Origin of the sequence: Atlantibacter subterraneus (assembly GCF_007570865.1) — a bacterium.
GTDB lineage: Bacteria > Pseudomonadota > Gammaproteobacteria > Enterobacterales > Enterobacteriaceae > Atlantibacter > Atlantibacter subterraneus.
Map to the genome: position 1 here is coordinate 74,894 of NZ_VLPS01000003.1, position 26,785 is coordinate 101,678.

Consider the following 26,785-nt stretch of genomic DNA (forward strand, 5'->3'; position numbering starts at 1 on the left):
AATGGGTTACCGGTTCGTCTTAATGAAGATCGGGTAAGTCCGCCTGAGTGGTTTGTTGTCCGTCCAGCGGCTGTGCGGCAGTCGGCGGTTGAATCGACATGGATTTCAACAGTTCGCCCATCCGCGCATTAATGCGGTAGGTCGAAAACATTTCAACAAACTGCAATTCTACATATCGGCGCTGGGCGCTGAAAACTTCATTTTCGCTGTCCAGCATATCCAGCAGCGAACGATCCCCCAGGCTGAACTGCTCCTGATAGGCGGTACGCACCGTCATACTGCGATCGGCGTACTCTTTGGCGATCGGCACCTGCTGTTCTGCATTACGCAGGGCGTTCCACGACAGGCGCAGCTCTTCATTCAGCCGGCGCAGAGCATTGCGCTTCACGTCCTGGGCTTCTTTGGTGCGGTAAGCGTAAGAGGAGAGGGTGGCTTTATCGCTGCCGCCATTGAACAGGTTGTAGCGCATGCGCATCATTGCCTGCCACTCCTGGTTGTGACCGCGCGTTCCGTCAATGTTGTTATCCATGGTGCGGCCCACTTCCACATTCACTTCCGGGTAAAAGCGGGATTTGGCGGCTTCGTACTGCGCCCGGGTGGCTTCGATATCGGAATCCGCCAGTTTCAACAGCGGGCTGTTGTCCAGCGCGATCTTACGGGCTTCTTCCAGTGACGCGGGCACCGCGAATTTCGCCGGTAGGGTCAGATTTTCCGCTTCCATCCCGGTGACGCTCTGGTAATTGGCGCGCGCGTCTTCCAGGTTGGTTTGTTCGGTCAGCAGATTGTTGCGCGCCTGGGCCAGACGCGCTTCTGCCTGCTCGTGATCCGCCAGACGGCCTACGCCCTGCTCGGTACGCAGCGTGATTTGATCAAAAATGCGTTCATGGTTGGTCAGGTTTTCCTGGGCCAGCGCCACCATTTTTTCGCGCATCAGCACATCGAGATAGCTCTGCACCACCTGCAATGCCGTGGTTTCGCTGGTATCCATCACGTTATAGGCGCGGGAGTTCACGGTGGCCTTCTGGCGCGCCACTTCGCTGGTGGTGGCGAAACCGTTAAAAATATTCTGGCGCAGGTTAATGCTTGATTCGCTGCGATTCAGGTCACGCTTGTGATCGCCTAACGCGCGGGTCGTCGCGTTATCGGTTTGCTCCCAGCCGGTGCCTGCCTCAAGATTCAACGTCGGTAAATAGCCGCCTTTTGCCGCCTGCAAATCATGTTCAGCAGAGTAACGGCTGTTGGCGGAGGCGCTAATTTCGGGATGGGAAGCCAGTGTTTGTTTGATCGCATTTTCAAGAGTGGTGGCGTGAGCCAGGCTTAATGTCATCAGAGGCAGCGTGAGCCCTAACATTAAGTTCTTGCGGTAATTCATGATTCTTCCTTTGTAGTACTTATTCCCTGTTGTTGGATAAGCAATAACAGAGCGTTTTTATCCAAAAAGCCCTCGCCGCAGTTAACGTTTTGATCGTTAACTGAAGAAGAGAGGACGCTTTAAATAACGTTATATTCGATCATCAGGAAAACATCCCTCGCAGAGCGCCGCGAGGGATGTCCATATTTACATTTACGACACGGGGTCCGGTTTGGCGATCAGGCTATCCATCAGCGACTCATCGCCGCCATGGTAGCTGTCCGCCGCAGGATCGACCGGCGCGACTTCAGCAACCGGAGTGGCATGGCCCTGGGCCGCGTCATCCACAGTCTGGGTGCCGTTGCCTTGCTCGACCACCTTAATCAGCGAACTCAGATCCTGGCTGTTATCGGTATCGGCCAGAACTTCGCTTAGCACGACAGGTTCCGCGCCGCTGCTGGTGTCAGGGACCGCCGCAGGGCTGGCTTGCGCAGGAGCGGTATCCGCCGTATCCACATGCGTCTCTTCCATATCGCCCAGCAGATTGCTGAGTGAGGCGTCAGGCTGCGGCGTCAACGCGGTGGTTGGCGTACTGCCCTGACCGCTGTCGATGTGGTTGAGGCTGATATCATCTTCAACCACCAGCAGCGTTGGCGCGGCATGGTCTTCGGCTGGCGTCGCGGCATCATGCTGCGCGTCGTGTTCCGTCGCGCTGTCATGAGTATCGGTATCTGCACCATCATGGTCCACCAACATCATCCGGCTGGACATCATCTCAGGCTCAGGCACGTTGGTCTGCTCGCCGGTTTCGCCATCAAAGGTGAAGTGGGTGTCGTGGTGTTCGCTGGCGGTAGAATCTACCTCCATCTTGATCTCGCCCAGATGATCGACGCCTTTTTCCAGCTCAACTGTGATAGTCCCTTTAAAGGTTGGGCTGTGCAGGTCGATGGTATAGGTGCCATCTTTATAGCTCACCATACTGCCATCGGAGACCACGACTTTCGCGCCTTCCGGGATACCGGAGAGCTTGATTTGCGTCAGCTGTTCGGCGTTATGGTCGCTGGACAGGTTAAGGTCAACATTCAGCGAAACCTGCTGAACTTTGGTTTCTACAACGGTGGTAGTGGTGCCGGGATTGGTCGTAGAGCCACCGTCGCCGAAGATCACGCCTTCTATCTGGTTAGAGTTGCCGTACAGCCCTTTGCCGTGGCTATCGGTGACCTTTAACCCATCGTAGGTGTTGTCCTGGCTATTGGCATTGTTATTTGAAGACGAAGTGACTTTATAGTCAGTGCTGTCGCCTTTAACGAAGATATAATCTTTACCGACCTGACCAGCGTCACCCCGGTTACCGGTGATACCGTTTAATGGCCTGAAATCCTCTTTGCCGCCGGTCCAGTCGCTCTGCTTGTAGAAGCCACCCGTTTTGTCGCCAACCACGAAGATATCCGAGTATTTACTCGAATTGGAGTTCGCGTTGCCGGACTGATCGTAATACTTGATCTGGTTAGCGGGATCGGCGCATGTCGGCGGAGTATCACCTACGATGCCGTTATACGGGCTGTCGGGCGTTAACCACACGCGCACGTTGGAACCGATAGCAACGATCTTACCATCCTGAATATCGAAGCCATCCGGATTGCCGCTACCGCCGTTAACCTGAATAATTTTGCTGCCGGTAGTGACTTCGGTCTGGGATACCGTGACTGAGACGTCGAGTTTGATATTGGCATCGGCGTCGGCGTCGGAATCAGCGTCGGCATCAGCGTCCGAATCGGCATCAGCATCAGCATCAGCATCAGCATCGGCGTCCGCGTCCGCATCGGCGTCTGCGTCCGCATCTGCATCGGCGTCTGCATCCGCATCGGCGTCGGCATCAGCGTCGGCGTCCGCATCGGCGTCAGCGTCTGCATCCGCATCGGCATCTGCGTCCGCATCGGCGTCAGCGTCGGCATCTGCGTCGGCATCGGCGTCAGCGTCGGCATCTGCGTCCGCATCGGCGTCCGCGTCAGCGTCTGCATCTGCGTCCGCATCGGCATCAGCGTCGGCGTCGGCGTCCGCATCAGCGTCAGCGTCAGCATCGGCGTCGGCGTCAGCATCGGCATCTGCGTCAGCGTCTGCATCAGCATCAGCATCTGCATCAGCGTCTGCATCAGCGTCTGCATCAGCGTCCGCATCGGCGTCAGCGTCTGCATCGGCGTCCGCATCCGCATCAGCGTCCGCATCGGCGTCGGCGTCGGCGTCCGCATCGGCATCAGCGTCTGCGTCCGCATCGGCATCCGCGTCTGCATCAGCGTCTGCATCGGCGTCGGCGTCTGCGTCCGAATCGGCATCGGCGTCTGCATCTGCATCTGCATCGGCGTCTGCATCGGCATCGGCATCGGCGTCCGCGTCCGCGTCCGCGTCGGCATCAGCGTCGGCGTCCGCATCGGCATCAGCATCAGCGTCTGCGTCGGCATCCGCGTCTGCGTCCGCATCGGCGTCCGAATCGGCATCAGCGTCGGCATCCGCATCCGCATCAGCGTCGGCATCCGCATCGGCGTCCGCATCAGCGTCGGCGTCCGCATCGGCATCTGCATCCGCGTCGGCATCAGCGTCGGCATCAGCGTCTGCGTCTGCGTCCGCATCAGCGTCTGCATCCGAATCGGCATCTGCATCAGCGTCGGCATCTGCATCTGCATCAGCGTCTGCATCGGAATCGGCGTCGGCATCAGCGTCGGCGTCCGCATCGGCGTCTGCATCAGCGTCTGCGTCCGCATCGGCATCCGCATCAGCGTCTGCATCCGCGTCGGCGTCTGCATCCGAATCGGCATCAGCATCCGCATCGGCATCCGCATCTGCGTCGGCGTCGGCGTCTGCATCAGCGTCCGCATCGGCATCGGCATCGGCGTCCGCGTCGGCATCAGCGTCCGCATCGGCGTCCGCATCTGCGTCGGCATCGGCATCCGAATCGGCATCCGCATCAGCGTCCGCGTCGGCATCGGCATCCGCATCCGCATCAGCGTCGGCATCCGCGTCCGCATCGGCATCGGCATCCGCATCAGCGTCCGCATCAGCGTCTGCATCGGCGTCTGCATCACCATCATCTGGGCCAGTCGGGTCCGTCGGATCGGTTGGGTCCGTTGGGTCCGTTGGGTCCGTCGGGTCCGTCGGGTCCGTCGGGTCTGTTGGGTCCGTCGGGTCCGTCGGGTCCGTCGGATCGGTTGGGTCCGTTGGGTCCGTCGGATCGGTCGGGTCCGTTGGGTCCGTCGGGTCTGTTGGGTCCGTAGGGTCTGTCGGATCCGTTGGGTCCGTCGGATCGGTCGGGTCCGTCGGATCTGTTGGGTCCGTAGGATCGGTAGGGTCCGTTGGCTCTGTCGGTTCCGTCGGATCGGTACCCGCATTGTTATCCGGGTTTGCAGCAGGTTGTTCAGCCGCACCAGCATCCAATAACGTGAATTCTTCTACTGGCGCGTCGTCGGGAAAGTCGAGGCCGATAGTAGGATATCCCGCGTTGGGGTCGATAATTTCCCCAGTCAGATCGAGCACAACATGGGTATGCGCGCCGCCTGCGCCAGGCGTGCCGCCGCCGCTTGCGCCTGCTTGCGGGCCTGCTGCGGTTGGGTCGAGAGTCTGGGTCGGGTCCATACCGTCGGCAATCGCTTGCTGTAGCGCGGCGACGTCGGATTGTTCACTGGCCGCAGGAAGGGTGATGCCATTCGCATCCCATACGGTATCGCGGCCAAGATCGAGAGTCTTACCATCAGCGAGAGAAAGGGTTACCGCGCCTGCTGCGCCGGTAAGAACTTGCTCGCCTTCAAATATTCTGTCGCCTTCAATTAACAGGCGTTGGCTTCCATCGGGGGAAACAACGAAAACTTGTCCTATGACTGCCTTAACCAGGCCAACTACTCCACTCATATGAACTTCCTTCGCTATTTTTTATTTTTGTTAGAGGGTCCCTTTATGCTGTGCACGTGATTAATCTGAAGGGACATCAGTAAGCATTGCTTATGAAAATGACCATAATGATAAAATATGATTTACGATGTTTTAACCGGGATATTAAACCGCTTTTTGGGCGATATATTCAAGGATTAAATCATTTAGCAAAGGGAACGTGAGCAGTCAGGCCCCACTGAATAAGGGCCTGGCATGAATATGTTTTAGCCACCCACCATAATTAGTAGCTGCGTGATAAATAATAAAAATAAATTAACAATATTCCTACAATTACCTAAGTTAAATTAACTGTTCATCATCATCGTTAATTAATCCTTCCAGACCGCTTAATTGACGGCGCGCCTGGGCGCGGTTCATTAATTTAGTCTGAGCGGCATGCGGAAGGTCAGTAATACTGATCACGCCTTTACTCATTAAGACTTCAATTAAGTCTTCCAGCACACGAACCATTTCCAGGTCGCTGCGCTGCAACTGAAGTAGCGTGGCGGTACGCGCATCCTGCTTTTTAAGCCATTCGACAATTTCCGGCGTGGTGTGCTGCTGCTCTTCCGTCATTCCAACGAAAGGCGCTACCGCCACCCGAACGATCCGTCCTGTGGCATCCCGTTCGATATAGTGCATATTCGCTCCTGTCGGGTAACCTGCGCTGCCCGTTATCGTAAGTGGTTAACGGCGCAGCGTGCTTGCGTCGCCAAAGAAACGCCCCATCGCGCCATAAAGGCCGATTTTTTCCAGTTCTGCCAGCTCGCCCATGGTTTCAACGCGCTCGGCGATCAGCGGTAAATTGATCTGCCGCGTGGCCCAATATATAGCCTGGATGAATAGTTTCTTGTCTTCTTCTTTGTTCAGATTGCGGATGTAGCTGCCGTCCACTTTAATCCACGCCAGCCCCCACTGCGGCAGGTTGCCGATAAGATGGAAGCGGCCACCGAAATGCTGGATCCCCAGATTACAGCCCGCCTCTTTCAGCCTGGACATAATCGCGCTGACGCGCTCCGGGTCGGGCAGTTCATTTTCATCCAGTTCCAGCGTCAGCCGCGAAGCCAGCTGCGGGGCGCTTTTTAACGGGCTGAGCAGCGCATCAAGGCTGGCGTCGTCGGCGACGCTTTCGCCACTGATACTCAGGGCAACGCTATCCTGCGATTTCGCCATTTCACGCAGCGTCTGCTTCAGCATCACCTGGTCCATGCGCTTGCCCAGGCCGAGACGGTGGATCCACGGCATAAAGCGTCCCGCTGGAATAATTTCCCCGTTTTCCGCTTTGATGCGTGCCAAAATTTTATGATGTAACACCACCTGTTGAGAGTTGCACTGGTAAACCGGCTGCGAGTACAGCTCGAAAGACTCTGACTGCAACACCGACGCCAGCCGGTTATACCAGGTATGGTGATCGTCACCGTTGATGACCGCCAGCGCCCGGGACTGGCTGGCGAAATAGCTCATCTCAGTCTCTGCCATCGCCAGCAGGTTATCGGCGCGGACCAGTACCGTCTGCGATGTGTCGCCATAGTAGAAATCCGTCTGCGCAAAGTGGGCCACCGGGGTGACATCGCTCAGGCCGGTCTCATGCAGGGTTTTAAACTGCGACGCCAGGGTGCCCATCAGCGTTTCCATCTCCTGAGGGAGGATGGTTGGGGCGACGAGGGCAAACTCCCCGCCACGCACCCGGGCCAGCAGCCCGTCACCGTGGAAAAATCGCTGCTGGACGTTAAGTAAAATTTTCGCCACGGCTTTAAGCAGCTCATCGGTTTTGGCCCCGCCCATGCGCTGGTTGAGGCCCATCAGATCCTGCAAGCGGATCAGAATCAGGTGGCCTGAGGCGTTTTCTTCATCGCTAAGGCGCGATTGCAGATGGATATCAAAGGCGCGGCGGTTACTCAGGCCGGTCAGGCTGTCGTGATAGGCCTCCTGGCGCAGCGCTTCGGTGCGCTGGGCCTGCTCGTTGAACAGCGCTTTCAGTTGAGTCACCATCATATTGATGGTTTCAATCACCCGGCGAAACTCCGGCGTTTTCGGCAGGGCGGGGAGATTAAGAAACTCGCGGCGGCTGATGGCGGTGGCCTGTTCGACGATATAGTTCAGCGGGCGCAGCTGGCGGCGCAGCAACAGCATCGCGCCCAGCAGGCCAAGCACGCTACAGCTAATCAGCCAGATCAGGCTGCCGATGGTGTTGTCCCACAGCCGGCTCAGCGCGAACATCGGATGGCTGACCACTTCCACACGCGCTACCTGCTCCCAGCCGCGCGACACGATGGCATCGCCCTGGCCCGGGTTGATACGCACCAAATCGGCGAACCAGCCCGGTACATCGGCGCTTTGCGGCGCGTCGCTGCGTTCCTGAATGATCTGGCCGGTTTTAATATCAATAACCCGAATGCGGGAAAAATAACCGCTATCGAAAATCGAACTCACCATCAGTTCCACCATGGTGGGGTCGTCGATATTGGCGGTTAACGAGACGCCCAGCGCGGTGGCGGCATCCTGAGCATGAGCGCTTAACTGGTTTCGGTATTGTTCACGCGAGCTTTCCAGCGAGACGAAAAAATTCCCGCAAAAAATCACCAACGTGAACAGACAAATGCCAATCAGTAGCTGTTTATAGAGGGACATGGCTACTTCCTATTCATTAATCACAAATCCTTCTGCACGCATTCGAGTCAGAAGATCTTGCCAACGGGAAAGACGCTTGCTGTCACCCACGCGTTTATTGCTGCCAGCCTGCGGCAGCCACATTCCTTCACCGTTGAAGGAATAAACCGGCAGCAGATCGGGGCGCTGGGTAGCGGGTAATATTGCGTCTTTTAAATTATCAAGCACCAACGGAATGGCATTCGGGGTCGGATACCAGGTCAGTACCATATGCGCCTGATTTAATTGCAACGCTTTAACGTAGGTGATCCGCAACTGGCTCGCCGGGACCCCCATTTCGCGCAGAGTGATATATTTGGCGATGGCGTAATCTTCGCAATCGCCGGCTCCTTTACGCAAAAATTCGATGGGCGTCGCCCAGTAATCCTGCTGACGCCACACCACAATATCGTCCTTAAATTCCAGACGTTGATTAAAAAATTGATTCACCTGGCGAAGTTTTTCCCGCACGTCGCCTTGCGGCGGCTTTTTCAACAGCGCTGCCCATTCGTCGATGCGCCGCTGCGCCTGCGGCGTGGCGACGCCGTACAGCCGTTGGGTGCTGTTATCAATGGCGACGAAATCCCAGTCTGCTTCCAGCCCCGGCGACAGCATCAGCAGCAGGGCCAGCCAGCAGGGCAGGCCGCTTCGCCGCCAGCGGGCTCCGGGAAGCGCTGAGAAAATAGCGGTCATCAGGTGATTAACCGTTACGTGGCGTCATAAGGCTATGCCGGTATTTGTAATACGCAACATAGCCGGACAGATAGTGCTCTACATCGTCGATGCGCACCCGGTAGCTGTGATGGCGAATAAAAAAGCTGCCGACGATGCGCGCCGGATTCTTAAAGAACATCGCCAGTTCCGGCCAGAAAAAGCCGTTTGCCAGGTATCGGGCGCGGGTTTCCAGCGCCAGATTGAATTTGTCGAGATCGAAACCCTCCAGCAGGTGGCGATGCTCAGATTCAGCAAGCCGGGCAATCATATGCGACGCTGCCATCATCAGCTCCAGCAGCGTCGGGTAAGTGGTTACCCGGTTAAGCACAAAATCAAGATGGTCGCGCACGTTATCCAGCCCAAACTGGTAATAGCGCTCCAGCGGGCGGTAGCGCGTCAGTTCATTAATGCAGTAGCTCAGCCAGTGGTCATGCGCCTGCCAGTGCTTCTGTTCAATAAAATGATCCACCGCTTTTTCGACGATGTTGAGCCACTGCGGATCCTGCGTCAGCTCGTAGAGCCGCATCAGGGCGAACGCGGCTTCACCGTCGTAATAGATAATCCGCTGTTCGGCTTTAAGGGATAAATCCGCTGCGTGCAAAACATGCACAAAACCGCCGGTTTCCGGGCGCTGCATAAAGGCGATGCCCTGTGCCAGCCGGATCATTTGCTCAACATAACGCCGGTCGCCGGTCAGCTCGGTGTATTTCGCCATCGCCAGGATCGTCACCGCGTTGCCGCCGAGTTTGATCTCTTCGCCAGTATCTACCAGGAAATCGGCCTCGCCGCCGTCCGGCAAGGGATAGGTTTTTATCAGTTCGCCCGAGAGATCCTGTAGCGCCCGCTGAATGGCCGCAAAAGGCGCGGCATCGCGGGTAATTTCCCAGCCTTCCAGCAGCGCGTAGGTCGAGCTGGCGTGGCGCAGGGTGTTGTAAGTTGGAATGGCGCGGTCAAAACAGGGAAACCAGCCGTAATGGTAGCGGCCCGATTTTTTCACCTGGCGTGCCAGATAATCGGTGGCGCTGTGGATCATTGGCTCCAGCGACTGTTGCCAGCGTAATAACTGGCGGTAACCGGAATGACGGCCCTGAGGAGTCAGCGAATAGCATTTATCCCCCTCGCAGAATACGCCCCGGGTGGTAAAGCGCCACAGCACGTGCTCATCGCTTTGCGGCCATTCAAGTTTTATTCCGTAACGATAGCGGGAGTAGTGTGCCAGATTGACGGCGTTAGGCGTGGCCACGCCTTCGGTTCCCTGATACAGCAACGCGTTGGCATTAATTTCCTGTTCCAGGATGGCGTGGGTAAAGTCGCTGTCAAAACTCAGGCCGAAGCGGAAATAGTTGCGCTTGGTTTTGCTTAATTTTTCTTTTAATTCGCTCCAGCGCAGCGCTTCGGGTTTATTTACTGCATCAATGCGCAGCCAGATAAACTGTTTGTCATTTTTTTGGCGTAAACGCTGGAGCGCCGCTGCGCCATCCAGCCAGGCGTCAGTAAACGTTGCGCCGCGCGCAATATGAATGTCTGCGCGTTCCTTCCCCGTGGAGGCGCTGAAAAACAGGATATAAGCGGGAAACGGCGCAGGCAGGGCGCTGACGCACGGTTCAATAGCCGAACGTGCCTGATCCAGTAAATCACTTAATGACACGGTTACTCCTTGTCGCGCCGAAAGTCAGGGGGAATATCTGTTTTCATTCATTATTGATGGAAGTTATAACACAACGCGGTTTCTTCAAATATGTCCGCTATAAACGAATCTGACTCAATGCGCTTTTTAATTCCTGGGCAACCCGGTAAATCTCGTCGTCATTTTCAAAAAAGCCCATGGTGACGCCGATGGCGACCAGCGTCCCGTGGCTGTCGCGGATCGGGCAGGCGATGGACTGCGCGCCGGGAATGCCGTGGGTAGGTTTATAGCGTACCGCGTAGCCTTGCTGGCGTACCCGTTCAATCTGCACACGCTCTTCCACGCTGGGAGAAGGGTAAACGCCGTAGCTCATAAAAATCAGCCCCGCGGCGCTGGCATCCAGCGGCACCGGGGTGTTGTCGAGAAAGTCGATATCCACGTTTTTAAAACTGCGGTGATAGTGGCGCAGCACCAGGCCTTCTGACGTTGGGATGGCGACGCCGGTAGAGTAATTCATTCGATCGCGGAAATCGCACAGCACCGGGTTCACCAGGGTGATGACATCCTGATTACCGGGCACCGCATCGGCCAGTTTAATTAATGTTTCGCCCAGGCAGTACTGGCCATTTTCATCCTGGCGCAGCATGCCGGTACGCGACAGCGAAACCAGGTATTTATGTAAGCGACTCTTCGATAAACCGCAGCCGCTGGCGATGGCGCTGGCGCGAGCGCATCCATGATGACTGGCGATGTAATTAAGAATGGCGACGGCGATATCAACGGAATTCACACCCTGTACATTATCTGTCATATAACGGCCTCTTAATTTTCGCATGGCAGTTTACCACCTTTCATTTGCGTTCAGGCGATTACGATGAAACAGAATGCGTAGCTACTCTAAAATGAGTATTCGTTGATAATCCTCAAGTACACTAATGGTGTACCGTGATTCACTAATGGTGAACCACTGGAGGATTCATCATGGAAGCATTGAGTCAATATCGTTTAAAACGAAGAACCCTTTTAAAAGGGCTAGGTGTGGTTGGGCTTGCCTCGCTCAGCCCCTGTTTCTTTACCTCAGGCACCGCGCAGGCAGAACCGCTGCGCCGCGTCCCCCTGAAACTGTCTGATTACAAAACCTATCGATCAACCTGCGCGATGGAGTGTTTGCACTGCAACCTGACGGCCTATGTCTGGCAGGATCGTCTGGTGAAGATCGAGGCAAGCAAAGACTTCAACGTGAAATGCTGTCTGCGCGGTATCAGCCGTACCAAATGGGTCTATCACCCCCAACGCCTGACTCAGCCGCTGCTGCGTACCGGTGAAAAAGGCGAAGGCAAATTCAAGCCGATTAGCTGGGATGAAGCCCTGGATCGCATCGAAAAAGAGATCCGCACCGTCATTGCCGAACAGGGCAACGAGGGGCTGCTGATCACCACCCATGCCGGGAATATGGACTCCATCAAGAACGACATGGGCAAGGCGTTTTTCGACTATCTCGGCGGCTCCACTAAGCAGATTGGCTCGCTGTGCTGCGCCGCGGTTACCGCGTCAATGACGCCAATGCTGGGACTGCGCTACGCCGACACCCGCGACACCATTCCCGATAGTCGCTTTATCCTGTGCTGGGGCAACAACCCGGCGGTCACCATGCACGCCTACTGGAAAAACTACGCGCAGGCGCAGAAAAACGGCGCGCGGATCGTGGTGATCGACCCGCGCTTCAACGAAACCGCCGCCAAAGCGGACGAGTGGATCCCGATTGTGCCCGGCACCGATATCGCCCTGGCGCTGGGGATGATCAAAATCATCGTCGAGGAGCAGCGCTACGACGCGCCGTTCCTCCGCGCCCATACCGGCGCGGTGTATCTGGTGGACAAAGATCAGAAGCTGATGCGCCAGTCTGCAGAGGATGTCGACAGTTATCTGGTGTTCGATACCCTCAGCAAAACCCCGGTGCGCCATGACGCCGAAGGCATTGTTCCGGCGCTGTTCAACGAGGAACTGCCGCCGGACAGCCCGTTCACCACGGTGATGAGCGAAATTTACCAGCAGGCGAAGCCCTGGACGCTGGACAAGGTGAGCGCGGAAACCGACATCCCCGGGCACACCATCATTCGGCTGACCCGCGACTACGCCAGCACCACGCCGTCGATGATTGTCCAGAACATGTCCGGCGCTCAGCGTACCGAGTTTGGTACCTACGTTGCCGCCAGCCAGTTCTACCTGGCGCTGATTACCGGCAACATCGGCAAGCGCGGGGCAGGGGTATGCGATGCTGGCGGCGCGCGCCAGATGGCGAAGTTCTCGCCGATTATTCCTCCTGCACCGAACGCCAAAAAAATCCCGCCGATCCCGGTATCGAAGATCGGTGAATGGATCGTTCAGGGCAAACCAAACCCCATCAAGTTCTGGTGGAACATGACCATGGGGGCCATGACGCAGTTGCCCAACACCAATATGGTGCGCGAAGCGTTCAAGAAAGTGCCGTTCGTGGTGGTGGCCGATAACCTGATGACCTCATCGGCGCTGTATGCCGATCTGGTGCTGCCGGTGACCACGATTTTCGAGGACGTCAGCCTGATGGCCGGGGTGCGCAGCCATTACGTGCAGCTAATGGAAAAAGCCGTCGAGCCTCCCGGAGAAGCCAAACCGGATTACTGGATTTTCGCTCGTCTGGCGGAGCGTTTTGGCTTTGGCGAAGTATTCAACCAGCCGATTGAGCACTACATCGACGCCTGTCTGAAAGGCTCCGGCATCACCCGCGAAATGCTGGCGAAAGGCCCGGTGCGCCCGGTAGAAGGGGACTGGATACCGTTCAAGGACGGCGTGTTCCGCACCACTACCAAAAAAGCCAATCTGTTTATCGAAGAGTGGCAGCAGAAGAAATTCTCCCCGGTGGTGACCTGGATGCAGGTCAGCGAATCGGTGAAGGGCTCGCCGGAGCTGGCGCAGAAATATCCACTGTTTGCAGTACAGCGCAAACTGGCGCGTAGCGTGCACTCCAGCCACGGCATGAACCCCTGGATACTGGAAGTCCAGCGCGACAAGCCGAACGTGATGATCCACCCGGAGGACGCGCGTCGCCGGGGCATTCAGCACGGCGAATGGGTAACGGTGTTTAACCATCGCGGCGAGCACCGCGCCATTGCCGACGTGACCACCCATATCAAAAAAGGCGTGGTATCGCTGGAGAACGGCTGGTGGGAACAGCAGGGCGGCAGCAGCAGCCATGTGACGAACGATCAGGTGGATTTGCTCAGTAACGGGCATTGCTGTAACAGCACGCTGGTCGATGTGAAAAGGGAGGCTTAATCATGGCGAAGCAATACGGATTTCTCATCGACATTAAAAACTGCTACGGCTGCAAGACCTGTAGCATGGCGTGTAAGTCGGAACACGATAACCCGCCCGGCGTGCTGTGGCGGCGGGTGCGCGAGTTCACCAGCGATAATCCCAATACCCAGGGATTTATCACCATGTCCTGCAACCACTGCGACGATCCGCAGTGCATGAAAGTGTGCCCGGCGGGCACCTACACCAAGCGCCCGGACGGCATCGTGGTGCAGGATCATGACCGCTGCATCGGCTGCCGCATGTGCATCATGGCCTGCCCGTACAACGCGCCGGTGTTCGATCCGGCAGAGGGCAAAACCAGCAAATGCAACATGTGCGCTGAGTATATCGATCAGGGGATGAAGCCGCGCTGCGTCGAATCCTGCCCTGGTGGCGTACTGCGCTTTGGCGAGATCGAACAGCTGCGTGCCGAGCATCAGACCGACTGGGCGCTGGTGGAAAAGCGCTATTACATGCCGGACCACAACATCAGCCACCCCAACGTGGTGATTATTCCGGCGGACGAGTAAGGAGGAGTTATGGAACATTTCGAACTGCCGCTGGTATTTTTCACGGTGCTGACCCAGTGGGGCATTGGCGCGCTGCTGGCCGTGGTGATTGGGCAACAGCGCGCCACGCCGGTATTCGCGCCGCAGGTGTTAAAGCGGGTAGCGCTGTTTGTCTGGCTGGTCACGGTCATCGGCTCGCTGGCGTCCATCGCGCACCTCGGCGCGCCGATGGGTGCGCCGCGCGCGCTGTATGGCCTTGGGCACTCCTGGCTGAGCCGCGAAGTGGTGGCGTTTTTCCTGCTCAACGTGCTGACGACGCTGTGGCTGGTAATGGTGTGGATAAACAGCAACGCCAGAGCCGCTACGCTGGTGGGGATGATTGCCGTGCTGGCCGGCATCGCGGCGATCCTGGTGAGCTCGCAGGTTTATTACCAGATGGTGCTGCATCCGCTGTGGCATAGCCCGGCGACCCAGCTGGCGTTTATCGGCTGCGCGCTGCTGCTGGGGTTTGTCTCGATTGCAGTATTCGCTAATCTGTGGGGCAGCGAAGTGGCGCGTCGGCTGCGGATGGGAGTAATCGTCGGTGTGGCGGTGGTGGCCTGCGCGCTGGTCTGGCGCTACCGCATCGCCGGGGCGGATGCGGCCAGCCTGCTGCTGTGGTGGCAACTGCTGGCGAGCCTGGCTATCGGCGTGGCGGTGTTTGCGATGCTGCGCCACGGTAAGCTGACCGCGTGGGCTGGCGTACTGGCCATTGCTCTGGTCTTTACCGGTGAGATTGCCGGCAGGATGCTGTTTTACAGCAACGTGATGAGCGGTGCGCCCTGGTTTTAGGGCGCACGGCATTCAGTCGCGGTAGTTATAGATACCCGACGCCAGCACTAACTGAGCCGCCACTTCGGCGGCTTTTTCTTTGCCCACCAGCAGGTCGATGATCTTCAGCGCGAAATCTATCGAGGTGCCTGGTCCCTGGCTGGTCAGCAGTTTGACGCGGTCATCGTAATAAGCGCGTTTCTCCATCCATTTCTCTTCCGGGATGGTGTGCCTGAGGCCCGGGAAGCCTGTCATATTGCCGAGCGGGAACAGATCGTGCGGGATCAGCACCGTACCCGGCGAGGCGCACATCGCCGCCACCAGCCGTCCGGATAAATGGAACTGGCGCACCGTTTCCACCAGCAGCGGGCTGTCGCGAAAGCACTCTGCGCCTTTCAGGCCGCCAGGCAGCACAATCACGTCATAATCACCGTCGGCCACTTCCACCAGCGGCGCGTCCGCCAGCAGCTTCACGCCGCGCGAGCAGACAATCGTCAGATCGCCATCGCTGGCGACGCTGGCGGTGGTCACGGCAATCCCGCCGCGCACCAGCAAATCGATGGTGGTGACCGCTTCGGTCTCTTCAGTGCCAGGGGCGAGGCAGATCAGTGCCGATGCGCTCATATTCACTCTCCTTTCGCTTAACGCGTTCATAAAGACGGTTGTTAACCGGAAGCACCAACCCGTGGGCGCGGGCGCGGCGCAGCAGGTAACCCGTGATGTAATCAATTTCAGTATGGCGCTGCATTCGGATGTCTTGCAGCATTGAGGAAATATTTTCGGCGGTGCTGTCGATCACCTGATCGGCGAAGTAACGCAGGCTTTCCGGCGAGGTGTGATAACCCTCGCGTACCATGACCTGCGCCACTTCCTGGCAGATTTCGTCAATCTGATCCGGATGATGACGCAGTTCGCCGTTCGGGCAGTCGAGCAGGGCGGTGAGCGGGTTGATCACGCAGTTTACCGCCAGCTTTTTCCAGCATGAGGCATTAATATCGTCATGCCATGCCACATCCGGCAAAGCCTGGTGCAGCTGTTCCGCCAGGTCGCTGTAATCCTTGCCCTGTGGATTGGCCGGGCCGATATGGGTAATGCCGTTGGCGACATGGGTGATCACGCTGCCGTCGCGCCGGGCGGCGTGGGTGGTGGCACCCATCAACAGGGGTTGCTCGACCCGGCTTAACTCTTCACGCGTTCCCATGCCGTTGTGGATTAACAGAATCGGACTTGAGGCGGGAAGTATTTTCGCCAGCGGCGTTACCGCGTCCGAGACTTGCCACGCTTTGAGCGTCACTAACAGCAAATCGCTCTGCGCCAGAAAGTCGGGGTCGTTGGCAATGATCGACTCGTTATAGATGGTTCCGTCAGTATCCTGGAGGTCTATACTGCAAAAGGGTTGGGGAATGCGCAGCCATCCCTGAAGCTCATGACCCTGTCGTAACAGCGCGATCAGCCAGAGTTGCCCCAATGCACCACATCCCAGTACGGTAATTTTCATGATTTCTCCTCACCTGCCGTCGCGCCAGGTGTTTTGTCCTGGGGTTGATACGTGTTGTTTTATGTAACGTTGCGGGTATTATGCAACGCACACAGAGAGAGGGAGAACAAAACATGCCATCTTTTGACATCGTATCTGAAGTCGACCTTCAGGAAGTTCGCAACGCAGTGGACAATGCGACCCGCGAAGTTGAGTCACGTTTCGATTTTCGCGGCGTGACGGCGGAATTCGAACTGAACGATAAAAACCAGACCATTAAAGTGCTGAGCGAGTCCGATTTCCAGGTCAATCAGCTGATCGATATTCTGCGCGCCAAGCTGCTCAAGCGCGGCATTGAAGGCAGTTCTATCGAGGTGCCGGAAGAGTTCGTGCACAGCGGTAAAAACTGGAGCGTGGATGCCAAACTAAAGCAGGGCATCGAATCCTCCATCGCCAAGAAAATCGTTAAGCTGATTAAAGACAGCAAGCTGAAAGTGCAGGCGCAAATCCAGGGTGAAGAGATCCGCATCACCGGGAAATCGCGCGACGACCTGCAGGCCGTGATGGCGCTGGTGCGCGGCGGTGATTTAGGCCAGCCGTTCCAGTTCAAAAACTTCCGTGATTGATAAAAGGCCGGGCAACCGGCCTTTTTTTACACCAGCCCTTTAACCACCTGTTCGATCTCAAACCGATTGGTGACTTTGCTGTCGATTTTGACGTAAGCGCTGTGCTCCTGCGGTACCACCACCGCTTCGCTAACCCCCGCTTTGGCTAACAGCCGCGTTTTCAGCGCTTCATCGGCCTGCACATCTTCCGGTAGCTCAACGCGAATGCTGCTGACGTAGGGCGGTTCGTCCATGGTAAAACCTACCATCAGCCACAGCGCGGCCAGCAGTGCGCCAGCTAAAAATACCGTTTGGGTATCGAAATACTGCGCCAGCCAGCCGCCGAGCGAGCCGCCAATCGCCACGCCTAAAAACTGGCTGGTGGAGTAAACGCCCATCGCCGTGCCTTTATAACCCGCCGGGGATTCTTTACTGATCAGCGACGGCAGCAGCGCCTCCATTAAGTTAAACGCCACAAAGAACAGCTGGATGCCGAGGATTTGCTGCCACAGTAGCGGACCCGCCCCCCACAGCACCACTTCGGCAATGGCGATCACCATAATGCAGAACACAAACACCCGCTTCATGCGGCGCTTCACTTCGGCGTAAATAATAAACGGCACCACCGACACAAAGGCGATCAGCATGGTGACCAGATAAATTTTCCAGTGCTCCGCCGCCGGATAGCCTGCCGCTTCCAGCTGGTGGGGGAGGGCGACGAAGGTCGACATCAGCAGAATATGCAGGCACATAATGCCGATATTCAGCTTGAGCAATTTTTTGTTGGCCAGCACTTTGCTGAAGCAGCCTTTCACCATGCCCGATTCGCGGTTGAGCACGTGATTTTCGCTGTTGGGAACCACCCACAGCGTCAGTAAAATACCCAGCGTTGCCAGAATGGCGATCATCCAGAACAGTGCATGCAGGCCCAGTGCATGGGTGACGATCGGCCCGATTACCATGGCGATAGCAAAGGTGACGCCGAAACTGACGCCGATAAACGCCATGGCTTTGGTGCGGTTTTGCTCGCGGGTTAAATCAGACAGCAGGGCCATCACCGCAGCGGCAATCGCGCCGGAACCCTGTAGCGCGCGGCCTAAAATCACGCCCCAGATCGAGTCGGTCATCGCCGCAATCACGCTGCCCAGCACAAAAATCGCCAGCCCGCCGATGATTAACGGCTTACGACCAATGCGGTCGGAAAGCAGGCCGAAAGGAATTTGAAACACCGCCTGCGCCAGACCATAGATGCCAATCGCCAGGCCGATTAAGGCTTCGCTGGCACCCTGAAGCGCCATGCCGTACGTGGTGAGAACCGGTAACACCATAAACATGCCCAACATTCGGAGCGAAAAAACGGTTCCCAGGCCCCACGTTGCGCGTCGCTCAAGCGGGGTCATTTTATTGTCGTTCATTACCACCTCAGATGAAAAACCGGCACTAATTATATAGGTGAGAGGGGGAGGATAAATTACCGGTTGGTGAGCGAATATTACAGGGATTAAGCGAGGAAGGCGTTATTAAAAAAGGGTGCCGTAGCACCCTTTTTGGAAATTACCAGACGTAAGTCAAAAGATTATGCGAGTCGGGCACCATAAAGTCGATGGACATCATAAAGCTCAACGAGGTAATCGCGACGATGGAGAACACGAACAGCTTACGCGCCCACACTCTGTCATCTTCCACTTTGTAGCCCTTGAGCGCCATGCCCAGCCACCAGACGCTCACCGCCGCAGCCACCACCAGATATTTATATCCGGCATAACCGCCCAGCGAGAGCATCAGCGTCGCCACGGCGAAGGCGATGATGTACAGCGTAATATGGTTTTTCGCGACCGAAATCCCTTTTACAACCGGCAGAACCGGGATGTTCGCCGCCTGGTAATCTTTGAAACGGAAGATGGCAATCGCATACGAGTGCGGCATCTGCCAGAGACTAAAGATAGCCAGCAGGATAGCCGCGCCGGTATCAAACTCGTTAGTGACCGCGCAGTAGCCAATCACCGGCGGCGCAGCGCCGGAGAGGCTACCAATCAGCGTGCCGTAAACGGAGTTGCGCTTCATGTACAGGCTGTAAACGCCGACATAAACCACAAAGCCCATTACGGCCAGCCACATGGCGAGCGGATTCGCGCCAAACCACAGCAGCATGAAGCCAGCAATACCCAACAAGGTGGCGTAAACCAGCGTTACGTTCGGCGAAATCAGGCCCTTAACCAGCACCCGGTTTTTCGTCCTTTCCATCTTGCGGTCGATATCACGGTCAATGACGTTGTTGTAAACACAACCCGAAGCCACTACCAGCGATACGCCTGACAGCGTGTAAATGAACAGGGGATAATCAATACTGCCCTTCGAGGCCAGCAAAAATCCCCCAATGACAGAAATTAAATTGCCGAAAATAATTCCTGGTTTCGTGACTTGCAGGTATTGCTTAATCATACGTGCCGCTCTTAGTGAACCATCATGTTCTCGTTAAGGCTCCACATGATCCAGATAGAACCTACCACTACGATTGCGATAATCAGCAACGTAAAGACAAAGGCCACCAGGTTCCAGCGCTCCTCGGAGGAGGCGTTCATGTGCAGGAAGCACACCAGGTGAACCAGAATCTGTACCACGGCTGTTGCCACAACCACACCGAGAAGCGTGCCCTGTGAGGCGGTGCCGCTCATCACCATCCAGAACGGGATCACGGTCAGAATAACTGACAGGATGAACCCGATAAGGTAGGTTTTGACGCCGCCGTGATGAGCGCCAGCGTGATCGGTAGAATGACTCATTACATCGCCCCCATCAGATAGACTACAGAGAATACGCAAATCCAGACCACGTCCAGGAAGTGCCAGAACATACTCAGGCACATCAGGCGGGCGCGGTTGTTATGGGTCAGGCCGCGACGGGAAACATGAATCATCATGATCGCCATCCAGATCAGACCGGAGGTCACGTGCAGACCGTGGGTACCGACCAGCGCGAAGAAGCCGGACAGGAAGCCGCTACGATCCGGCCCCCAGCCTTCTGCGATCAGGTGATGGAATTCATAGATTTCCATCCCAACGAAGCCTGCGCCAAACAGGAAGGTCAGGGCCAGCCAGGACATGACCTGGCCCTGGTTGTTTTTGTTCATGGCGATCATCGCCATGCCATACGTGATGGAGGAGAACAACAGCAGGAAAGTTTCAACCAGCACAAACGGCAGTTCGAAAATATCCTTGCCGGTTGGTCCCCCGGCAGTGCCGTTCACCAGAACGGCATAAGTCGCAAACAGACATGCAAAGAGAATGCAGTCGCTCATCAGGTAGATCCAGAAGCCAAATACCTTATTGGCTCCTGCATCGTGGTGGTGCCCATGTTCATGGTTGCCATGGGCCAGCGCGTCATTAATGGTCTCAGTTGACATTTTTCAGCCCTGCTTTGGTAATTTCGTCGAAATGCTGATTTTCCAGTTTTTCGATGGTAGCAACGGGTACGTAGTAATCCACGTCTTCATCAAAGCTCTTCGCAATCCAGGTGATCACGATACCGGCGAAGCCGATAATCGCCAGCCACCAGATATGCCAGATCATGGCAAAACCGAAGATGGTGCTGAACAAGCCGATGTAGATACCCGCAGCGCTGTTTTTCGGCATATGAATTTCTTCATAGTGCGCAGGCTGTTTGTAAGCTTCACCTTTTTCTTTCATTTCCCAGAATGCGTCGCGCTCGTGAACTTCCGGCAGTACCGCGAAGTTATAGAACGGCGGCGGAGAAGCGATTGCCCACTCCAGGGTACGCGCGCCCCACGGGTCACCGGTCAGATCGCGGTTTTTGTTGCGGTCGCGGACGCTGACGAAAATCTGCATCACGATGCACAGGATACCGCAGGCAATCAGCAGTGCGCCGATTTCAGCTACCACCATCAGCGGCATAAACATCGGGTCGATGTCCTGGCTGACGCGACGGGTCATACCCATGAAGCCCATTGCATACAGCGGCATAAAGGTCACGAAGAAGCCGATGATCCAGAACCAGAAAGCGCGTTTGCCCCAGGTTTCGTTCATGGTGTAACCGAAGGCTTTCGGCCACCAGTAGGTCATACCGGCAAAACAACCGAACACCACGCCGCCAATGATGACGTTATGGAAGTGCGCAATCAGGAACAGGCTGTTGTGCAGAACGAAGTCCGCGCCCGGTACCGCCAGCAGTACCCCGGTCATCCCACCAATGGAGAAGGTGATGATAAAGCCGATGGTCCACAGCATCGCGGAGTGGAACTGAATACGGCCCTGGTACATGGTGAACAGCCAGTTGAAGATCTTCACCCCGGTCGGGATGGCGATAATCATCGTGGTGATACCAAAAAAGGCGTTAACGTTCGCGCCGCTGCCCATGGTGAAGAAGTGGTGCAGCCAAACGATGAACGACAGAACCGTAATCGCGATAGTCGCCCATACCAGCGAGGTGTAACCGAACAGACGTTTTCTGGAGAAGGTCGAGGTGACTTCAGAGAACACGCCAAACACCGGCAGCACCAGGATGTACACTTCCGGATGGCCCCAGGCCCAGATCAGGTTCACGTACATCATCATGTTGCCGCCCATATCATTGGTAAAGAAATGGGTGCCCAGATAGCGGTCCAGGGTTAGCAACGCGATAGTGACGGTTAAAATTGGGAACGAGACGATAATCAGTACGTTAGTACACAGTGACGCCCAGGTGAAGACCGGCATTTTGAACATGGTCATGCCCGGGGTACGCATCTTCAGGATGGTCACGAAGAAGTTGATACCGGTCAGCGTCGTACCGATACCGGATAGCTGGAGACTCCAGATCCAGTAGTCGACCCCCACGCCGGGACTGTATTCAATGCCTGATAGCGGCGGATACGCCACCCAGCCGGTCTGGGCAAATTCGCCGACCCCCAGGGAAACGTTCACCAGAATCACCCCAACCACCGTGAACCAGAAGCTCAGGTTGTTCAGGAACGGGTAGGCCACGTCGCGTGCGCCGATCTGCAAGGGAACAACAATGTTCATCAGACCGATAACGAACGGCATCGCCACGAAGAAGATCATGATAACGCCGTGGGCGGTAAAGATCTGATCGTAGTGGTGCGGCGGCAGGAAGCCCGTTTCGCCCGCAGAAACCAGCAACTGCTGGGTACGCATCATAATGGCGTCCGCGAAACCACGGACCAGCATGACAATCGCCACCAGGATATACATGATACCCAGGCGTTTATGGTCTACTGACGTAAGCCACTCATTCCATAAATATGACCACTTACCGAAGTAAGTGATAGCTGCCAGTAACGCCGCGCCTCCGACGATAATTGCAGCCACCGTAACCATGATAATCGGCTCATGGTACGGAATTGCATCCAGTGTAAGTTTTCCGAACATCGTATTATTCCTCGGCCCCTTAGTGAGAGGTTTCCGCGTGATTCATGTCCATGCCTTCGTGAGCGTTGTGCTCCCCTTCCGACTGAGTCACGTCCATGCTTTTCCCGTGTCCCATGAATTTGTTAATCACATCGACAAACAGATTCGGTTTAACACTGGAGAAGTATTCGACTTTGTTAAATTCGCTTGGGGCTGCCAGCTTCTCGTAAGTCGCCATATCGTTGACTACGGTCGGCGATTGCTTAGCTTTAGCCACCCACTGGTTGAAGGTTTCGTTGTCCGGCGTCGCAATAGCTTTGAACTTCATGCCGGAGAAACCTGCACCACTGTAGTTAGCGGAAAGGCCGTCATAGGTGCCAGCTTCGTTGGCGATGAGATGCAGTTTGGTCTGCATGCCCGCCATCGCGTAAATCTGGCTGCCCAGGCGCGGAATAAAGAAGGAGTTCATCACCGAGTTAGAGGTGATTTTGAATTCCACCGGGGTGTTGGCCGGGAAAGCGATTTCGTTCACCGTCGCGATGCCCTGCTCCGGATAGATGAAGAACCATTTCCAGTCCATCGCGATCACTTCAATGGTCACCGGCTTCGCGTCGTGATCCAGCGGTTTGCTGGGCTCAAGTGCGTGCGTGGTTTTCCAGGTCAGTACGGCGAGGAAGATAATGATAAGGATAGGAATGGTCCAGACAACAGCTTCCACCTTGTTAGAGTGTGACCAGTTGGGGCTGTATTTAGCATCCTTGTTGGTCGCCCGATATTTCCAGGCAAAGCCGATCGCCATCACGATAGCAGGGATAACGACGATCAACATCAGCCCGAGGGCGGTCAGTATCAACGAACGTTGCTCGAGTCCAATCTGTCCTTTTGGGTTGAGAAGCGCAGAATCACAGCCACTGAGTAATACAGTACCCGCGATTAATGACAACAATCCCAAACTTTTATTGTATTTCCTGAGTCTCATTTAACGACCTCAATTCAGGGGGGATTCTGGTGGCGGTTAAAGTGTGCCGGCATTTTACGGGAAGGTTACAACACTGTAAACATTAATGGCATTCTGTCAGCGAGGTGTTACCGGGTTCTGCCATGCCTATCACAGATGTTGCAACTTATTTCAAATATACAGCAAAAATGCGGGCTGGCGGCCGTTATAACAAATCAGGATTGTTAAATTTTTTATGCCGGATAATTGGTATAACCAATTCGAATGATATACAAAAACTTAACAAAAATATATCAAATATAGGACAATTAATTCACGGAAAATTAATCTGGCACTGGCTGAATCGATAAAGGGAAATTATTGCGCTTTTTTCGGTTTATAAATTCCAGAAGTTTAAGGGCACAAAAAAACAATTTTTTGCCGCTAATTTGCCGCTGGCTAACGTTATTTTCATTACCCTCCGTGATTACCACGGAAAATAACGAAAAATAACGTTCATTATTTAAGCGAAATTAGCGCTGCGCTGTTTTTTTCAGTGCCAGGAAATCCAACACCGCACCGGCCAGAATCCCACCCAGCGCCAGGGCAATCCCCAGTTCAAACAGTGCCGTCTCGACCGGCAGCCGGGTGAGCTGTAAGGCATTGGCAATCAGCACGCCCAGCCATACCAGCAGGATAACGCCGCTGACCATCAGCACTTTTAGTGCCACCCGGTACGCGCCTGCATACACCGTGCGCGGCATAAAGGTTTCGGTTTGTTGGGTAAATTCCAGCGTACTGCGGCATACCAGTAGCAGCAGTATGCCCGGCACCGCGGCGATCACTGAGAACAGGTAAAACGTCGGCCAGCCGTGGGCTTCCACAAACCAGCCCGCCACCGGCCCGACGTAAACGCGTCCAACCGCCGACAGGGCAGAGAGCAGCGCGAACTGGGTTGCTGAGAACGATTTATTACACAGCGTCATCAGCAGGGCGACGAACGCCGCCGTCCCCATCCCGCCGCACAGGTTTTCGAAAAACACCGCGCTGGCCATGGTCACCATATGCTTGTCGGTAATCGACAACAGCCAGTAACCGGCATTTGAGGCCCCCTGCAAAATGCCGAAGATCAGCAGCGCACGGAACAGCGTCAGACGCTGCATCAGCACTCCGCCGTACAGCGCGCCGATAATCGTGGCGAGCAGGCCAAGCGATTTATTCACCACGCCGACTTCCCCGGCATCAAAGCCGACGCCGCGTATCAAAAACGTGGTGGTCAGGCTCATGGCGAAGGCGTCACCCAACTTATACAGCACGATCAGCAGCAAAATCAGCCAGGCGTTGTTGCGGCCAAAAAAGTCATGCAGCGGTTCCACTACCGCTTGCTGGAGCGTTTTGGGCACCGGGATCGCGTCGCTGGGTTCAGGGGCCAGCAGCGTCGCTATGATACATGGGATCAGGAGCGCGGCCATCAGCCAGTAGGTGGCCTGCCAGCCGAGCCAGCGATCCGCCAGCCATAAAGCCAGCCCGCCGGAAACCAGCATCGCCAGGCGATAGCCCAGCACGCTGATCGCCGCGCCCGCGCCGCGCTCTTCCGCCGACAGCACGTCCGTTTTCCAGGCGTCGAAAACGATATCCTGGGATGCGGAGCAGAACGCGATGATGACCGCCAGCGCCGCCATCCAGCGCAGCTGCGTGGAAGGCTCAAGAAAACCCATCGCCGCAATTGCGATCAGCAGCAGAATTTGAGTAATAACCAGCCAGCCGCGACGGCGGCCCAGCAGCGGCGGGGTATAGCGGTCCATCGCCGGCGACCACAGAAACTTAAACACATAGGCCTGGCCGACCAGCGAGAAGAAACCAATGGTTTTGAGATCGATATTTTCGACCGTCATCCACGCCTGAAGCGTACCGGACGTCAGGGCGAGGGGCAGGCCGGAAGCAAAACCCAGCATCAGCAAAACGGCTGACTTAGGCTGTTGGAAAATACGCAGATAGTGATTGGGCATCGGGAAAATACAAGGCCCGGCAAGCCGGGCCTCTAAGTCAATTAGCGGGCGTTCTGCTTGATGAACTCATGAACGCTGGTGTCCTGCGCCATATCGGCGATGGTATCGGTCAGGACGGAGTTAACGGCGTTGGCGATATTTTTATTGGTCGCCTGGAATGCGCCTTCAACGTTGTAGCTCGCGCGATAGTTTTTGGTCATCTTGTTGCCGTTGTTAGCAACCGCGACGATAGAAATATCGGCTTTGGTGGCGATGTTGTAACGCACATTGCCCTGTGACACGTCGGCGTACAGCTGGTTAACAATGATCTGCAACTGCACTGCGCCGCTTGGTCCAATCATGTAACCGCGCGCGGTCATCTGCTTCTCCAGCACTTCCTGCAGCAGGAAGCGCAGGTCGCGGGAGGCGGTCAGGGTAACGATTTGGTTGTCGCGGGTCACTTTTGACAGCGCCTGATCCGGACGCTGGTCAGCACCGTTAATGCTGATGGTCACGCCCATCAGGCTCGGGTCCTGCTGCGGCAGGGCAATATTTGGGGAAACGTCAATGGTGGTCGGCGGTGTAGCGCATCCAGCTAACATAAACAGCGCCATCAGCGGGAAAAATAATTTTTTTAACATTTCAGGGTCTCAACGTACATGTAAGCATAATGAAGAAAATTCTCGCCATCATAGCATCGCCATCAGCGAGGGGAAGTGGCAACGCATGTAAATTCATCGCGTTGTGCTTTTTATGACCTTTCACCCGGTTTTCCTTGCGTTACAACCTTCGTATGGCCCTTGTGGCAGGTTAAATCACCCGTTACGATGAGAAAATGGGATAAAAGCTAAATATTTGTTGATAATCTGTTATGAAGCCAGTAAAGGCGACTAACATTTAAAGTGATGGATAGCATCGCAGCGTTGTCGGAGGAGTGAAATCATGATGATACGTGAGCAAATAGAAACAAAACTCAGGGCAGCGTTTGATCCCGTATTCCTCGAAGTTGTGGATGAAAGCTATCGCCATAATGTTCCGGCCGGCTCGGAAAGTCATTTCAAAGTCGTTCTGGTTAGCGATCGTTTTGTAGGGGAACGTTTTCTGAATCGCCACCGCCTGATTTACGGCACGTTGACGGAGGAGTTGTCGACTACGGTACATGCTTTAGCCCTGCATACTTACAGCGCTAAAGAGTGGGAAAGTCTGCAAGACACTATTTTTGCGTCACCGCCATGTCGAGGTGCAGGAACCATAGCCTGAACATTGAATTTGCAACAGCAGGACTTTTTCCAGTATGTTGCGCCAGACAGAGTTTCTAAGAAACGGCCTGCGGGCCGTTTTGTTTTGTCTGAAAACCAGGCGAAACGGCAGATTTCAGGCGAAGCTCCGCCGGGAATTGTGAAAAAAGCCACAGAGTCGCGTGGTTGCTTTTCTCGACTCACCATAGTGATGCCGCTATAATGCTGCGTCTTATTTTTCGGAATGTCTTCGGGATGAT

The 26,785-nt window shown here is 55.7% G+C and carries 22 protein-coding genes; 5 read left to right on the forward strand and 17 right to left on the reverse strand.

Annotated elements, in window-relative coordinates:
* Nucleotides 1-19: 19 nt before the first annotated feature.
* The 7 genes from FND52_RS06165 to FND52_RS06195 form a co-directional block, all read right to left on the reverse strand.
* Entirely contained in the window at nucleotides 20-1,372 is a 1,353-nt protein-coding gene (locus tag FND52_RS06165; protein ID WP_125294052.1) for a TolC family outer membrane protein, read from the reverse strand.
* A gap of 192 nt (nucleotides 1,373-1,564) precedes the next feature.
* Nucleotides 1,565-5,251, reverse strand: coding sequence for a retention module-containing protein (locus FND52_RS22025; protein WP_144130094.1), 3,687 nt, complete (start codon nucleotides 5,249-5,251; stop codon nucleotides 1,565-1,567).
* Nucleotides 5,252-5,572: 321 nt separating this feature from the next.
* Complete coding sequence (locus tag FND52_RS06175) at nucleotides 5,573-5,914, reverse strand: tryptophan synthase subunit beta (protein ID WP_125294054.1); 342 nt, start codon at nucleotides 5,912-5,914, stop codon at nucleotides 5,573-5,575.
* A 45-nt stretch (nucleotides 5,915-5,959) separates the two neighbouring features.
* Nucleotides 5,960-7,903 carry a cyclic di-GMP receptor LapD gene (lapD, locus tag FND52_RS06180; protein WP_144130096.1) on the reverse strand — a complete coding sequence of 648 codons (1,944 nt, stop codon included), beginning with the start codon at nucleotides 7,901-7,903 and terminating at the stop codon, nucleotides 5,960-5,962.
* 9 nt (nucleotides 7,904-7,912) lie between these two features.
* The gene (gene lapG / locus FND52_RS06185; RefSeq protein WP_341872485.1) at nucleotides 7,913-8,614 is read right to left on the reverse strand and encodes a cysteine protease LapG; all 702 of its coding nucleotides are present in this window, start codon (nucleotides 8,612-8,614) and stop codon (nucleotides 7,913-7,915) included.
* 7 nt (nucleotides 8,615-8,621) lie between these two features.
* Nucleotides 8,622-10,283, reverse strand: a complete 1,662-nt coding sequence (locus FND52_RS06190) for a Mur ligase (protein WP_144130098.1) — start codon at nucleotides 10,281-10,283, stop codon at nucleotides 8,622-8,624.
* Nucleotides 10,284-10,380: 97 nt separating this feature from the next.
* Entirely contained in the window at nucleotides 10,381-11,073 is a 693-nt protein-coding gene (locus FND52_RS06195) for an IclR family transcriptional regulator (RefSeq protein WP_125294057.1), read from the reverse strand.
* A 170-nt stretch (nucleotides 11,074-11,243) separates the two neighbouring features.
* On the opposite strand from FND52_RS06195, the gene FND52_RS06200 reads away from it, so the two are divergent.
* From FND52_RS06200 to FND52_RS06210, 3 genes are read left to right on the forward strand one after another with little or no spacing between them, the layout of a single operon-like run.
* Nucleotides 11,244-13,577: a molybdopterin-containing oxidoreductase family protein gene (locus FND52_RS06200; RefSeq protein WP_144130100.1), complete on the forward strand. Its 2,334-nt coding sequence runs from the start codon at nucleotides 11,244-11,246 to the stop codon at nucleotides 13,575-13,577.
* A 2-nt stretch (nucleotides 13,578-13,579) separates the two neighbouring features.
* On the forward strand, nucleotides 13,580-14,128 hold the full coding sequence (locus tag FND52_RS06205; RefSeq protein WP_185760735.1) for a 4Fe-4S dicluster domain-containing protein: 549 nt from the start codon (nucleotides 13,580-13,582) through the stop codon (nucleotides 14,126-14,128).
* Between the two features lie 9 nt (nucleotides 14,129-14,137).
* Nucleotides 14,138-14,938, forward strand: coding sequence for a dimethyl sulfoxide reductase anchor subunit family protein (locus FND52_RS06210; protein WP_144130102.1), 801 nt, complete (start codon nucleotides 14,138-14,140; stop codon nucleotides 14,936-14,938).
* A 12-nt stretch (nucleotides 14,939-14,950) separates the two neighbouring features.
* Here FND52_RS06210 and yajL read toward each other — a convergent pair whose 3' ends face one another.
* Together yajL and panE are read right to left on the reverse strand one after the other, a co-directional pair.
* Entirely contained in the window at nucleotides 14,951-15,541 is a 591-nt protein-coding gene (gene yajL, locus FND52_RS06215) for a protein deglycase YajL (protein WP_144130104.1), read from the reverse strand.
* Nucleotides 15,501-16,415, reverse strand: a complete 915-nt coding sequence (panE, locus tag FND52_RS06220) for a 2-dehydropantoate 2-reductase (protein WP_125294062.1) — start codon at nucleotides 16,413-16,415, stop codon at nucleotides 15,501-15,503. Before panE ends, yajL begins: the two co-directional genes overlap by 41 nt.
* Nucleotides 16,416-16,528: 113 nt before the next feature.
* Here panE and FND52_RS06225 point away from each other — a divergent pair, with 113 nt between their 5' ends.
* Nucleotides 16,529-17,020 (forward strand): YajQ family cyclic di-GMP-binding protein, encoded by a 492-nt coding sequence (locus FND52_RS06225; protein ID WP_144130106.1) that lies wholly within the window; start codon nucleotides 16,529-16,531, stop codon nucleotides 17,018-17,020.
* A gap of 26 nt (nucleotides 17,021-17,046) precedes the next feature.
* On the opposite strand, the gene FND52_RS06230 is transcribed toward FND52_RS06225, so the two are convergent.
* The 8 genes from FND52_RS06230 to FND52_RS06265 all read right to left on the reverse strand — a co-directional run bounded on the left by FND52_RS06230 (nucleotide 17,047) and on the right by FND52_RS06265 (nucleotide 25,928).
* Nucleotides 17,047-18,414, reverse strand: a complete 1,368-nt coding sequence (locus tag FND52_RS06230; protein WP_144130108.1) for an MFS transporter — start codon at nucleotides 18,412-18,414, stop codon at nucleotides 17,047-17,049.
* Nucleotides 18,415-18,553: 139 nt separating this feature from the next.
* Nucleotides 18,554-19,441, reverse strand: a complete 888-nt coding sequence (gene cyoE, locus FND52_RS06235) for a heme o synthase (RefSeq protein WP_125294065.1) — start codon at nucleotides 19,439-19,441, stop codon at nucleotides 18,554-18,556.
* Between the two features lie 11 nt (nucleotides 19,442-19,452).
* Nucleotides 19,453-19,782, reverse strand: a complete 330-nt coding sequence (locus tag FND52_RS06240) for a cytochrome o ubiquinol oxidase subunit IV (protein ID WP_125294066.1) — start codon at nucleotides 19,780-19,782, stop codon at nucleotides 19,453-19,455.
* Nucleotides 19,782-20,402, reverse strand: a complete 621-nt coding sequence (locus tag FND52_RS06245) for a cytochrome o ubiquinol oxidase subunit III (protein ID WP_125294067.1) — start codon at nucleotides 20,400-20,402, stop codon at nucleotides 19,782-19,784. Before FND52_RS06245 ends, FND52_RS06240 begins: the two co-directional genes overlap by 1 nt.
* A complete protein-coding gene (gene cyoB / locus FND52_RS06250) occupies nucleotides 20,392-22,383 on the reverse strand; it encodes a cytochrome o ubiquinol oxidase subunit I (RefSeq protein WP_125294068.1) in 1,992 nt (663 codons plus the stop codon). Before cyoB ends, FND52_RS06245 begins: the two co-directional genes overlap by 11 nt.
* Before the next feature lie 19 nt (nucleotides 22,384-22,402).
* Nucleotides 22,403-23,341, reverse strand: coding sequence for a cytochrome o ubiquinol oxidase subunit II (gene cyoA / locus FND52_RS06255; RefSeq protein WP_144130110.1), 939 nt, complete (start codon nucleotides 23,339-23,341; stop codon nucleotides 22,403-22,405).
* Nucleotides 23,342-23,832: 491 nt separating this feature from the next.
* Entirely contained in the window at nucleotides 23,833-25,308 is a 1,476-nt protein-coding gene (ampG, locus tag FND52_RS06260) for a muropeptide MFS transporter AmpG (protein WP_144130112.1), read from the reverse strand.
* Between the two features lie 41 nt (nucleotides 25,309-25,349).
* Nucleotides 25,350-25,928 (reverse strand): lipoprotein, encoded by a 579-nt coding sequence (locus tag FND52_RS06265; protein ID WP_125294071.1) that lies wholly within the window; start codon nucleotides 25,926-25,928, stop codon nucleotides 25,350-25,352.
* 301 nt (nucleotides 25,929-26,229) lie between these two features.
* Between FND52_RS06265 and bolA the strand changes: the two genes are divergently transcribed.
* Nucleotides 26,230-26,547 (forward strand): transcriptional regulator BolA, encoded by a 318-nt coding sequence (bolA, locus tag FND52_RS06270; protein WP_125294072.1) that lies wholly within the window; start codon nucleotides 26,230-26,232, stop codon nucleotides 26,545-26,547.
* Nucleotides 26,548-26,785: the final 238 nt, after the last annotated feature.